General features: G+C 46.3%; 9 protein-coding genes and 2 pseudogenes. All 11 read left to right on the forward strand.

The window, feature by feature from the left end; translation table 11 throughout:
• Window positions 1-180, forward strand: a pseudogene (locus QUA99_RS08560) (IS630 family transposase); the annotation flags it as partial.
• 422 nt (window positions 181-602) lie between these two features.
• A pseudogene (locus tag QUA99_RS08565) lies at window positions 603-1,127 on the forward strand (CHAT domain-containing protein); the annotation flags it as partial.
• A gap of 347 nt (window positions 1,128-1,474) precedes the next feature.
• The gene (locus tag QUA99_RS08570; RefSeq protein WP_333235747.1) at window positions 1,475-3,478 is read left to right on the forward strand and encodes an FHA domain-containing protein; all 2,004 of its coding nucleotides are present in this window, start codon (window positions 1,475-1,477) and stop codon (window positions 3,476-3,478) included.
• Window positions 3,479-3,537: 59 nt separating this feature from the next.
• The gene (locus QUA99_RS08575; protein WP_333235746.1) at window positions 3,538-3,966 is read left to right on the forward strand and encodes a hypothetical protein; all 429 of its coding nucleotides are present in this window, start codon (window positions 3,538-3,540) and stop codon (window positions 3,964-3,966) included.
• Between the two features lie 95 nt (window positions 3,967-4,061).
• A complete protein-coding gene (locus tag QUA99_RS08580) occupies window positions 4,062-5,213 on the forward strand; it encodes a DNA cytosine methyltransferase (RefSeq protein WP_333235744.1) in 1,152 nt (383 codons plus the stop codon).
• A gap of 195 nt (window positions 5,214-5,408) precedes the next feature.
• A complete protein-coding gene (miaB, locus tag QUA99_RS08585; protein ID WP_333235743.1) occupies window positions 5,409-6,752 on the forward strand; it encodes a tRNA (N6-isopentenyl adenosine(37)-C2)-methylthiotransferase MiaB in 1,344 nt (447 codons plus the stop codon).
• 264 nt (window positions 6,753-7,016) lie between these two features.
• A complete protein-coding gene (locus QUA99_RS08590) occupies window positions 7,017-7,244 on the forward strand; it encodes a hypothetical protein (RefSeq protein ID WP_333235742.1) in 228 nt (75 codons plus the stop codon).
• 186 nt (window positions 7,245-7,430) lie between these two features.
• Window positions 7,431-8,501 carry a D-alanine--D-alanine ligase family protein gene (locus tag QUA99_RS08595; RefSeq protein ID WP_333235741.1) on the forward strand — a complete coding sequence of 357 codons (1,071 nt, stop codon included), beginning with the start codon at window positions 7,431-7,433 and terminating at the stop codon, window positions 8,499-8,501.
• 261 nt (window positions 8,502-8,762) lie between these two features.
• Complete coding sequence (locus QUA99_RS08600) at window positions 8,763-9,845, forward strand: AI-2E family transporter (RefSeq protein ID WP_333235740.1); 1,083 nt, start codon at window positions 8,763-8,765, stop codon at window positions 9,843-9,845.
• Between the two features lie 572 nt (window positions 9,846-10,417).
• Window positions 10,418-11,653 carry an HhoA/HhoB/HtrA family serine endopeptidase gene (locus QUA99_RS08605; RefSeq protein WP_333235739.1) on the forward strand — a complete coding sequence of 412 codons (1,236 nt, stop codon included), beginning with the start codon at window positions 10,418-10,420 and terminating at the stop codon, window positions 11,651-11,653.
• A 248-nt stretch (window positions 11,654-11,901) separates the two neighbouring features.
• The gene (locus QUA99_RS08610; RefSeq protein WP_333235738.1) at window positions 11,902-12,774 is read left to right on the forward strand and encodes an MBL fold metallo-hydrolase; all 873 of its coding nucleotides are present in this window, start codon (window positions 11,902-11,904) and stop codon (window positions 12,772-12,774) included.
• Window positions 12,775-12,785: the final 11 nt, after the last annotated feature.

The raw sequence follows: 12,785 nt of genomic DNA on the forward strand, positions 1-12,785 counted from the left end.
AATTTGATTGAATTGGTCTGGCATTCAGCGAAAGAATATATAGCACATCGACTGTTTAAGTCAGTAGAAGAATTGTCAGAATTACTACATAGATTATTAAATGAAGGAGAAATGGTTATTAAATGGGAGCGAAAAATCAAAAATAAAGGCAATGCTATTTTATCCGGTTTAGCTGCGTAGCAGCTTACCTGTGATTTCCTGGAAACAGCTTTAATTGCTCAGCATAATAAAACCGATACAGTCCTAGAAATTGCCGCAGCGGAAAGGGCGATAGCTTTGGAAGCATCTCAATGAAAGCATCCCAGCTATAAATAGGACTTTTGAGACTCTATTGCTGCCAGGAAAGAGTCAGAAGCAAGGAGCCAGAAGAAGTGTTTTTACAAATATGAGATGCTCCCGCCGAGGCAAAATACTTAATAGCCCAACAAACTAATTGATAACACCAGCGATTCAAATATTGCAACTAACCCGAAAACCGAAACAGCGTACAGGATAAATTTATCAATTGCACTGATAAGTAAAAAAAATACTGATAGTAAGAAATCCGGCAATATCTCAGATTGGCAACTGGCGTCGGCAGTTAGTGGCAGCCAGGATCGGAAAAAGAAGCGATCGCAATTGCCCAAATTTTCAACACTCTATTCCTAATTGGCCGACAAGCAACAGAATCCGCGATTAAGCAACAGATGTTGAATGCTAAAATTATTCACCTAGCAACTCACGGGTTGCTCAATGAATTAAAAGAGAGCGAACTACCCGGGGCGATTGCCCAGGCTGCATCTCAAACGGATGACGGCTTGCTGACTTCCAATCAAATCCTCGATTGGCGACTGCAAGCTGAATTAGTAGTGCTGAGTGCCTGTAATACTGGTAGAGGTATCATTACTGGCGACGGCGTGATTGGATCGTCTGCTTCTGTGATGACCGCAGGTGTTACAAGTGTTGTTCTCTCACTTTGGTCTGTTCCAGATGCGCCAACCTGTTTGTTAATGATGGAGTTCGATCGCCAAATGCAGGCAAATCCTGACAAGGCGCAGGCACTGGGCCAAGCAATGCTGACAGTGGCGAAGGAATATCTTAACCGTACCAACAGGGCTGCATTTACTTTAAGGGGAAAATGCGAGTAAGCAATAGGCGAGTTTTTTGCAATTGAACGAGCAAAATACATTCACCAGTCCTGGACGCATCGGAACCGAGAAACCGGATTTTTTAGGTTGGGTGCGGTCTACAACGAGTCTGTTCGTAAAAAAAACCCGGTTTCTAAAGAATCGTGCGTCCAGGACTATTCACCTTAGGAATGAGAATTAAATAACTTACAATTTATTGTTCTTGTGGGATGGGCGTCCCGCCCGTCCCACAAATATGTGTAAATTATTTAATTCGCGATCCTTAAAAACGTTTTTTACAAAATCGGTCTCCTACCTAAAATCCTTAAAGCTAATAACTGATAGCTTAAAGCTTCGCGCTCAACGACATGAATCCTCAACCATTGCGCCTGCGACTGACTTGGACAGATACAGCTACGGGGGATTGTCGATCCCCGATACTCGACTTACCCATCGCTTTGGGACGAATTTTTGAAGCTATGCCCGCCACAATCAACGGGGAACGAGTTTCTCGAATTGCCCTCAGCAGCAGTCAAGTTTCTCGCTTCCATGCAGTGATTGGCACCGAAGGCAACAGTATTGTACTTACTGACACGGGCAGCCGCAACGGTACTTTTGTCAACGGCATTCGCCAAAACCGGTGCGTGCTGGCAAACGGGGATATGCTGCAAGTTGGGCCCTACGCGATCGGCATTTCATTTGCTGTTAATTCCCCTGAAACGCCGTCTGTCAATTCTCACATTTTCTTTAACCCGCAGACCAATGGGCCAGACCCCGCATTTGGCCGGCCTCCGGTGTCGCCGCTTCCTCAAACAGGTAGTAGGGGAGAATTTCCGCCGATCGCATTTTTGCACGCTTCTCAAGTGACAATGCGATCGCTCCAATCTATGGGACTCCCTGTGGCAGAAGTTGATTGGGCTGCCGTTGGCGGGGGTTTAGGCAGCTTGATGTGGGTGGATTTGCTGAGAATTTCCGGGGTGAAAACCGATCGAATTGCGGTTTTGGGCATGGAAGAGCAACCTTACGCCCGCTATCGCCGTTTGTGCCAGAATTCTCAAATTCCGCTGCGGGAACGCCTGCGATCGAATTCTGACTCTTGTCCAGACAACATTTGGGGGTGGCCTCCCTATGCTTTGCGGGAAGCTTGGCAGGAATTGCTGAAAGGGCGTTTGGGGATGTCGTTGAAGTTGATGTGGCAGGTGTTTGCCGAACCGACTTTTGCCGAAACTTATACGCCTCGCGCGGGGAATGTGTTTGATTCTATTGACAGGGAAGTCGATCGAATTGGGTGGAATCAGATGTTTCGCTACGGTAGAGTGCGGGGGATTCGCAAAACAGATGACGGCAGGTACGCGATCGCTTATTCTCGATCGAATGCCGAGTACCGCGACCACGCTTTTTTAATCGCCAAATACGTGCACTTGGCCACCGGCTATCCCGCCATTCAATTTCTGCCGGACTTGCAAGCTTACCGCGAAAAAACCCAGGATTTTGAGTCGGTTGTCAACGCTTACGAAAAGCACGACGGCGTTTACGAAAAATTGGAGGCCAGCGGCGGCAGCGTGTTAATTAGAGGCCGGGGAATTGTGGCTTCGCGGGTGGTGCAGCGAATTTACGAAGCGCGGCAGCGGAACCGCAACATTCAAGTATTGCATTTGATGCGATCGCCCAAACCTCAAGGTAACAAATTTAAACTCGCTCAGCGCAGCGTGGAAAATCACTACGAATTTCAACCTTTTAACTGGCCGAAAGCTTGCTGGGGCGGGGAACTCCGCGTACTTTTGGAAAAAGCCGCCCCCGAATTTCGCCCGCAGTTGCTCACAGACTGGGGCGGCACTACTACAGCGCAGCGCAGGGACTGGCGGCGGATTGTCAAAGAAGGTTTAAGTCAAGGATGGTATCAAATTACCTTCGGCGAAGTCGAGCGAGTCGAGCGCGACAGTCAAAACCGCACGGTGACGTACATTCAGGAGAAGGAACTCAAGGGGCAAATTAAGTTAGAAGCTGATTTTATTATTGATGCTACGGGTTTGGACGCTAAGGTAAAAACCAGTCCCCTATTAAACGATTTGGTAGCTCAATACAATCTTCCCCTCAACGGTTTGGGCCGGCTGAGTGTTAACAACGATTTTGAAGTGCCCGAATTGCGGAATTCTTCTGCTAGCAACACAGAAGGCCGGGTATACGCAGCAGGCGCGATTACTTTGGGAGGGCCTTACGCGCCAGTAGACAGTTTTTTGGGCTTGCAATACGCCGCCTTGCGTTCCGTTGAAAGTCTGGCCGCCAACCGAGCGGCTGGTGTGCGGAAATTGAGCGTTTGGCGATCGTTTGTGCAATGGTTGAAGTGGATTTTTAATAAATCTCCAGATTGATTAGAAACAAAACCGTTTCGCATTCAATCTCAAATCCAAAATCTCAAATCCAAAATCGAATGACTCCCACCTTATTTGGCCGATGGCAAACTCGAATATTATTATTTGCAACTGTAGGCGTTTTAGTAACACTGCCATTTTTTCTAGGTTTAATAACTTCTCAATCAGGCTCAATCTTTTTCTGGATTTTAGGGTATATAGCGATTTTGGGCCTCGGCTGGGATGCTTTATATATCTACATCCAGCAGTTTCGCTGGGATCGAGATTGGCCCGGCGCGTTTCAATTACTCGCTGGAATTTGGGAAGCACTTTTTGTGCTATTTTTAATCAAAATTATCGGTTTGCCGGGGATACCTGCACAAGATTTTGACTTGGGAGCTTTTGCTTTGCATTATAGTTTAGTGTGGCTGGCTATTTATCTGGCATCCCAAACACTGATGCGGATTTTGTTTCCCCACTGGCGTTTCCGTGGCGGCCAATGGTTGTAATAATACCTGTAGCGGTGGGTTTGACCCACAATAATCGCCTCAAACCCAAAATCTAATAAACCCGCCCCGGCTATTCTACCAATTACCAATTCCTCATGCTCAATTCCCAATTCCCAATCCCCTGTATATTCTCATTTTTTTCGGGTGCAGGCTTTCTCGATCTGGGTTTTGAGTCGATCGGCTTTAATATAGCGTATGTCAATGAAATTTTTCCACCTTTCATGCAAGCATACCGCTATTCTCGGCAGTGCCTGAATTTGCCACTACCAGAATACGGATATTGCGAAGGAGAGGAAGCAGATGTAACTCGACTTGTAGGGGGAGAACCAGCTTTTCGCCTGCGGGAATTGATGCAGGATGCCCGCAAGCATCACGATATTGTAGGATTTATCGCGGGGCCGCCTTGTCCTGACTTTTCTATTGGTGGCAAAAACCGGGGTGGGGAAGGAGATAAAGGTCAACTTTCAGCTTCATACATTGAATTGATTTGTCAGCAGCAGCCAGATTTCTTTTTATTTGAAAATGTCAAAGGTTTGTGGAGAACCAAAAAACATAAAGCTTTTTACGACGCACTCAAAAATCAGTTGGCTGATTCGGGATACGTTTTTGCCGAACGTTTAATTAATGCGATAGAATACGGTGTCCCGCAAGATAGGGATAGAATTATTTTGATTGGGCTTAGAAAAAACCTTGTCAAAAACCTGGGCATTTCCATAGAGGAAAAAAGCCAAATGTTACCCGAAAGTTTATTTCCTTGGCAAAGTCAGGTATTATATTCCAAATCAGAAATTTTTTCTCATCCTTGGCCGGAGAGAACTGCCTTTGCAGGTGATGCTTTCGTGCCTTGTCCTGATGACATTCCCCAAAATTTAACGGTAGAATTTTGGTTCCAAAAAAATGACGTTCTCAACCATCCCAATGCCAAACACTATTTCCAACCCAAAGCAGGGCTTAAGCGGTTTGCTTCCGTTGATGAAGGAGATGATTCAAAAAAATCTTTCAAGCGATTGCACCGATGGCGTTATTCGCCAACAGCTTGTTACGGCAATAACGAAGTTCACTTGCACCCTTACAAACTTCGCCGGCTTTCTGTTGCAGAAACACTGGCTATTCAGTCACTGCCAAAAGAGTTTGCACTGCCGCCCAAGATGACGTTGACTAATATGTTTAAAACTGTTGGCAATGGGGTTCCTTATTTGGCTGCACAAGGTATTGCCAAAACAATTTTACATTTTTTATCTCACTAAAAAAACAGAATAGGCAGATACCAGACTTCGCAGATTTTGTCGGTATCTAAAACTATTTGTAGGGATAAGGGGCGCATTGCACAGCCTATAATTATTAAAATTCCCAATTGCCAGACCTATGTCGTTTAACAGAGAAGTGTTATAATAAAGTGTTAAGGTTGAAAACCTATATTTTTTATTTGCCTGCAATTCGCCATGACCGTTAAACCCCGCCGCTATCACATCACTACTTTCGGATGCCAGATGAATAAAGCCGACTCGGAACGGATGGCCGGCATTCTCGAAAATATGGGCTTTGAGTTCTCGGAAGACCCGAACGAAGCTAGCTTGATTCTCTACAATACTTGCACGATTCGCGACAATGCCGAACAAAGAGTTTATTCTAACCTCGGAAGGCAAGCTCATCGCAAGCGCCAAGAACCGGGTTTAACTTTAATTGTAGCTGGATGCGTGGCGCAGCAAGAAGGTGAAGCGCTGCTGCGGAGAGTGCCGGAATTAGACTTAGTAATGGGGCCGCAACACGCTAACCGACTTGAAGATTTGCTGGAACAAGTTTTTGAGGGCAATCAAGTTGTGGCGACTGAAGCTGTTGAGATTATGGAGGATATTACTAAGCCGCGCCGCGATAGCAAGGTGACTGCTTGGGTGAATGTAATTTACGGCTGCAATGAACGCTGCACTTATTGTGTTGTGCCGAATGTTCGCGGGGTTGAACAGTCGCGAATGCCGGAGGCAATTCGCGCGGAAATGGAGGATTTGGGCCGTCAAGGTTACAAGGAAGTAACTTTGTTGGGGCAAAATATTGATGCTTACGGGCGCGATTTGCCGGGAACAAAACCGGACGGCAGCAACCAGCATACTTTGACGGATTTGCTTTATTTTTTGCAGGATGTGCCTGGTGTCGATCGCCTCAGATTTGCTACTAGCCACCCGCGCTATTTTACGGAGAGATTGATTAAGGCTTGTGCGGAATTACCGCAGGTTTGCGAACATTTTCACATTCCTTTTCAGTCGGGAGATAATGATATTTTGAAAGCGATGTCGCGAGGCTATACTCAGGAAAAATATCGCCGGATTATTGATACAATTCGCCGTTATATGCCGGATGCGTCGATTACTGCGGATGCGATTGTCGGTTTTCCTGGGGAGACGGAAGCGCAGTTTGAGAAGACTTTGAAGTTAATCGAAGATGTTGGTTTCGATTTGGTGAATACTGCGGCTTATTCGCCGCGCCCTGGGACACCGGCGGCTTTGTGGGAAAATCAGTTGAGTGAGGAGGTGAAAGCCGATCGCCTGCAGCGAATCAATCATGTAGTCACAACAACGGCGATGGAACGATCGCAGCGCTATTTCGGACGCACTGAAGAGGTTTTGGTGGAAGCCCAAAATCTTAAAGATTCAACTCAGGTGATGGGACGCACTGGCGGCAATCGCCTCACCTTTTTTAAGGGCGATATTGCTGAATTGGCGGGTAAAATGGTGCGGGTTAAAATTACAGATATTCGCGCTTTTAGTTTGACAGGAGAAATAGTGCAATAGTTTTGAGTTTTGGGTTTAATTACAAAAAATAATGTTGGCAAACTCAATACTCAAAACAAAAATTTTAGGGTGTCAAATTGCAACTAGATTTGTGGAAATAAGTAATATCAAATCCGGTAGCATCGGCATTAATATTACCCACAGCTTTCGAGACGGCAGTGCCGTTTCCCTACAATTAATCCCGGTAGGGAAACGGCACTGCCGTGTCCTCTATATAATTCCGGTGCAACCGGAAACGATATAATTGAATATCGGCAGCAAATTATGAATAAACCAATTCGCATTTTGCTGCAAATAGCTATTCCTACAACTGAGGAGGACTGGAGTATTGAGCGTTTATGTTTACTCCGGGAATATCGGGATGCGCGGAAAGACGATGAAGGAAATAAACTGTTTCAAGTCAGGGGAAGAAACCGGAAGCGAATGCGGATGGAAATGATGCAATTTTGGATTAAATGTGGCTGTTTGCTGTGGATTGTGGCGACGGTTTAACTGAAAATGACCGGGGGTGAATTCAGGCTTTTGACAGGCGGGAGGGGGGATTTTAACCGCAGAGAGCGCAGAGAACACAGAGGAAGAGTGGGAGGGAGGAGATAAGTAGTTTTAAGGCGGTTCGTTTCTGCGTTGGCTGCGCTAACTGCGTGTATATTTGTCAAAAAGTGCTAGGAGTATTGAAAAATGACAACGATGCGGATCGGGCTATTGTTCGGGGGGCGATCGGGCGAACACGAAGTCTCAATTAGTTCGGCGCGGGCGATCGCCCGTGCCCTCGCTGCTGACGAAAATGCCTCTAAATACGAAGTTCTGCCCTTTTACATCCAAAAAAACGGCCGCTGGCTGTCGGGAACATTACCTCAAGAAGTCTTAGCCACCGGAAAACCTCTGGAAATAGAGGAACAAATAGGACAAAACGACTCTCCCGCTGGACAGTTTCCTAATTTTAATTCCGTAGATGTTTGGTTCCCTGTTTTGCACGGACCAAACGGCGAAGACGGTACGGTGCAAGGGTTGCTGAAATTAATGCAAATTCCTTTTGTCGGTTCCGGGGTTTTAGGTTCGGCGCTGGGAATGGATAAAATTGCGATGAAAATGGCTTTTGCTCAGGCTGGTTTGCCGCAGGTAAAATACATCGCTGTCAACCGTTCCGAAATCTGGTCTAATCCTTGCGTTTTCCCCAAACTGTGCGATAAAATTGAAGCAACTTTGGGCTATCCTTGCTTTGTTAAACCGGCGAATTTGGGTTCGTCTGTGGGAATTTCTAAAGCTCGATCGCGCGCTGAGTTAGAAGCAGCTCTCGATAGCGCCGCCAGCTACGACAGGCGGATAATTGTCGAAGCGGGTGTGGTTGCTAGAGAATTAGAATGTGCAGTTTTGGGTAACGACAATCCCAAAGCTTCAACGGTGGGAGAAATTACTTTTCAAAGCGATTTCTACGACTACGAAACTAAATATACCCTGGGACAAGCCGACTGCTCAATCCCGGCAAAAGTCAGCGGTGCGATCGTCTCGCAAATCCAAGAAATGGCAGTACAAGCATTTTTGGCTGTAGACGCGGCAGGTTTAGCCCGAGTAGACTTTTTCTACATTGAATCAACCGGAGAAGTTTTGATTAATGAAATCAACACTTTCCCCGGATTTACAGCTACCAGTATGTATCCGCAAATGTGGGCAGCGGACGGCATTTCTTTCCCGGAATTAGTAGACCGTTTAATTCAATTAGCTCTCGAACGGCACGGGGAAAAAGATTGAATCGCGCGCTGCAAAATGCTGCCTTGCCAACAGCAAAAAATATTTTTTTCGCAGGTGATATATCCATAGCAGCGGAAACGATATAACATGGTTGTGGCAGGCACTGCCTGCCAGCAACCCAATTTCCGCTGCTGGTCGAGCAACTGGGAATTTTCAGCGGTCGGGTATAAATAAATGCAACATAAAATGGTTAACGGAGAAGGGCGAATAGCAGTGTCAATCTCACATCTTGCATCTCAAATTTTAGCTCGATTAACTTAGATGAGACGTTTCACTCAACTGCCGCAGTGGTGGACTTACGGACTGGTATTTCCCCTAGCGGTACTCAACTGCTGGTTAGCCCTCCTAGTCTTTGAATATTTTCGCGCCCTGATTACAGTTTTGGTCGTCGCTACAGTGCTGTCTTTTTTGCTAGATTATCCAGTGCGCTTTCTGCACAGATACGGCCTGAAGCGCGATCGAGCAGTTTTGTCGGTATTGTTTTTGACTTTACTGCTATTGGTGGTTTTAGGTGTCACTCTCGCCCCGATTCTGCTAAACCAAATTACTGAACTTGCCACCCGACTGCCGACTTGGATAGTTTCTGGCACAGAACAGATTGAAGCGTTCCACAAGTGGGCTGAGAATCGCAATCTCCGCATTGATGTTAGCGGTTTGACTACCAAATTGAGCGATCGACTTTCATCTCAATTGCAGTCACTCACTGGCGAAGTTCTCAAATTTGGCTTGGGTGCTGCAGACGGCCTGTTGAATTTCCTCCTCACAATAGTCGTGACATTCTACTTGCTTTTGCACGGCGATCGCGTGTGGGAAGGCTTGTTTAAATGGTTTCCCTCCAAGCTGAGCCTTCAATTGCGACATTTGCTGGCGCGCAGCTTCCACAACTACTTCGTCGGGCAAGCAACTTTGGCGGGTTTGATGGGACTGTCGATGACTGTTGCTTTCTTAATTTTGCGAGTTCCCTTCGGACTGCTGTTCGGTTTGGGTGTGGGTGTAATGACCATAATTCCCTTCGGAGCACCTTTAAGTATTTGTATTGTCAGTTTGCTGATCGCATTAAACAACTTTTGGCTCGGTGTCACAGTTTTAGCTGTCGCTACAGTAATTGAGCAAATAATTGAAAGCGGGGTTGCTCCTCGGTTATTAGGCGGTTTTATCGGTCTCAATCCCGTGTGGATTTTAGTGGCGCTGCTGGTGGGGGTTAAGGTGGCGGGAGTAGCCGGTTTGTTAGTTGCTGTGCCGATGGCTGGTTTTATTAAGAATACTGTTGATATTTTGGAAATTTCGAGGCACAAGTCGAGGGAAATCGATTCGGTTAGTTCCATTGAACCTATGGAGCAATAAAATTGCCAACTCTGTTAAAATCTAAAATTTTAACAGAGTTTTTCCGGTTATTTTGACTTATGTTTAGTTAATACTTTAGCTTGAGGATTTACAGGTTTTTTACTTCCTGCTTGAGGCTTAGGCTTTCCGGGTGCTTTAGCTCCTGTGGTGGATGCAGCCGGAGTGAAAAACCGGGTTTATACGTTAACGCCGATCGCTCGCAACGAAGATTTTGACTCTTAACCGGGTTTTTGTGAGTCCATGACTGTTGTAGAGTTCGGATATCAATCCTGTGAATATTTCATGCCAATGCGGAATATCCTGGTCTGCGATCGTAGTCTTGATTATGGAAGTGTGAGGTAATTCGCCAGTGCTACCTGAGTTCGATCGCTCTCAAAAGCTGGAATCAACAAATTGCCTGCGGCTGTCCGGTTTCTACCCCACCTTGTAGGGTAAACCCCACCACTCAAGCAGACATCACAAATGCTTGAATTAAAATTAAAGAGCCTGTACTTCTAACTTAATTACAGTAGGTGCTAAAAATGCAAAACCATAATTATAACTCTCGCTCTAACTCCCACCAAATCAATACTATGTCAACCCAAAATATGCCTGCATCTCAGCGTTCTAGCAGTTTTGCTTTCCCGAAAAAAATTGCTTTTTTATCTCTCCTTTTACTCGGCTCCACTGCAACTGTTGGGTGCAATGCCCTAACTTCTCAAGTTCCTGGAAGTTCTAACGCGATTCAAGCTCAACCTTCAACTCCAGCGCCAATCTCAGCATTGCCTGCAAATATATTACCCTCTCAAGACTCTAATTTTGTCACTAAAGTTGTCCAGGAAGTCGGCCCGGCAGTGGTGCGGATTAATTCTTCTCGCACGGTGAGGAACCAAGTTCCAGATGAGATCCCCGAGCAATTCCGCCGTTTCTTCGGCCCGGAATCTCCGATTGAGCCAGGAAATCGAGTAGAAAGGGGTTCGGGTTCGGGTTTTGTTTTTGGTTCCGACGGCCGCATTTTGACTAACGCTCACGTTGTTGATGGCGCGGATACGGTGACGGTAAAACTGAAGGATGGCCGCGAATTTGTCGGCAAAGTTTTAGGCGTCGATACAGTTACTGATGTGGCTGTTGTTAAAATAGAAGCTAACAATTTGCCTGTGGTGAATTTGGGCAAATCAGAAGAACTACAGCCGGGAGAATGGGCGATCGCGATCGGCAATCCCCTCGGTTTGGACAATACTGTGACTGTGGGCATTATTAGCGCTACAGGCCGTTCTAGCGCCGATGTCGGCGTTCCCGACAAGCGCGTCAGCTTTATTCAAACCGACGCTGCGATCAATCCCGGTAATTCCGGCGGGCCGCTGCTGAACCAGCGCGGCCAAGTTATCGGGATGAATACGGCGATTATTCAAGGTGCTCAAGGATTGGGTTTTGCTATTCCGATCGATCGAGCACAACAAATTGCCGACCAATTAGTAACAGCAGGAAAAGCCGAACATCCTTATCTCGGCGTTCGGATGTTGAGCATTACTCCCGAAATCAAGAGAGAATTTAATCAAAATCCCAACACCAAATTGAGGCTGACTGAAGATAAAGGCGTGTTAGTTTTGGGAGTTGCGAAAAATTCTCCGGCGGCACAAGCTGGAGTTCGCCTTGCCGATGTCATCAAGAAAATCAACGGTACAGAAGTAACTGATGCTGGCAGCGTACAGCAAATTGTTGAGAAAAGTACAGTGGGCAGCGATCTGCAGCTTGAATTGAGCCGCGGCGGACAACCTGTTACTGTGGCGGTGAAAGCGGGTGCTTTTCCAGCGGATCAGCAGCGGTAGAATTGTTGATTGCAACTTAGATCTTACACCATTGTCAATAATCCTTTTAGGAACAGGCTTTCCGGCCTGTTCCACAAGAAAATTAATCTCTTGTGGAACGGGCCGGAGAGCCCGTTCTTGAGAATGGTGCAAGAGGTGAGTTTTAACCGGATTGGTCTGTGAGAAGGGTTTAAACCTCCGGCGGGATGTCGGGGGTAGTCATTATAGTAAGTTACCATAATTTATATGGGTTATTAAGAGGTAGAAAAATGGCTAACATTAATCGGAGGCGTAGTGAAAATATTAACGGTAACTTTTATGTAGACAATACCTGCATTGACTGTGATACTTGTCGGTGGATGGCACCTGAAGTATTTACTCAAGCAGGAGAACAGTCTGCTGTTTACCACCAGCCAACTAATGAAACTGAAGAAATGCGATCGCTCGCGGCTCTTTTGTCTTGTCCCACAAGTTCGATCGGCACTGTAGAAAAACCCAAAAGCATCAAACAAGCCCAGCAACTGTTGCCCGCACTCGTAGCAGAAAATGTCTATCACTGCGGCTACCACTCAGAGAAATCCTACGCCGCAGCCAGCTATTTAATTGTCCGCCCCGAAGGAAATATTTTAGTTGATTCTCCCCGTTTTGTGCCGCCGCTAGTCAAAAACATAGAAGCAATGGGCGGCATTCGCTATATGTACTTGACTCACCGCGATGATGTGGCAGATCATCAACAATACCACGACCATTTTGGGTGCGATCGCATTCTCCATGCTGACGAAATTAACGCGGATACTCGCAGTGTTGAAATTCAATTGTCGGGCAGCAAACCGCATCAAATAGCCGATGATTTGTTGATTGTACCTGTTCCCGGCCACACGAAAGGTCACACAGTTTTGCTTTACAATAACAAGTTTTTGTTCAGTGGCGACCATCTTGCTTGGTCGGAAAGTTTGCAGCAGCTAGTTGGCTTTCACGATGTCTGTTGGTATTCTTGGCCGGAACAAATCAAATCTATGCAGAATTTGGCTAATTACTCGTTTGAATGGGTGTTGCCGGGACACGGCCGCAGGTATAATGCCGATCGACAAACAATGAGCAATCAAATGCAAAAGTGTATTGCTTGGATGCTCGATGCTTAATGCGATCGGGT

It is taken from the genome of Microcoleus sp. F10-B2 (genome assembly GCF_036704965.1).
Lineage (GTDB): Bacteria > Cyanobacteriota > Cyanobacteriia > Cyanobacteriales > Microcoleaceae > Microcoleus.

Excerpts from the sequence above, each read along its gene's own strand:
- QUA99_RS08570 (WP_333235747.1), top strand. The coding sequence starts at position 1,475 with ATGAATCCTCAACCATTGCGCCTGCGACTGACTTGGACAGATACAGCT.
- QUA99_RS08575 (WP_333235746.1), top strand. The coding sequence starts at position 3,538 with ATGACTCCCACCTTATTTGGCCGATGGCAAACTCGAATATTATTATTT.
- QUA99_RS08580 (WP_333235744.1), top strand. The coding sequence starts at position 4,062 with ATGCTCAATTCCCAATTCCCAATCCCCTGTATATTCTCATTTTTTTCG.
- miaB (WP_333235743.1), top strand. The coding sequence starts at position 5,409 with ATGACCGTTAAACCCCGCCGCTATCACATCACTACTTTCGGATGCCAG.
- QUA99_RS08590 (WP_333235742.1), top strand. The coding sequence starts at position 7,017 with ATGAATAAACCAATTCGCATTTTGCTGCAAATAGCTATTCCTACAACT.
- QUA99_RS08595 (WP_333235741.1), top strand. The coding sequence starts at position 7,431 with ATGACAACGATGCGGATCGGGCTATTGTTCGGGGGGCGATCGGGCGAA.
- QUA99_RS08600 (WP_333235740.1), top strand. The coding sequence starts at position 8,763 with ATGAGACGTTTCACTCAACTGCCGCAGTGGTGGACTTACGGACTGGTA.
- QUA99_RS08605 (WP_333235739.1), top strand. The coding sequence starts at position 10,418 with ATGTCAACCCAAAATATGCCTGCATCTCAGCGTTCTAGCAGTTTTGCT.
- QUA99_RS08610 (WP_333235738.1), top strand. The coding sequence starts at position 11,902 with ATGGCTAACATTAATCGGAGGCGTAGTGAAAATATTAACGGTAACTTT.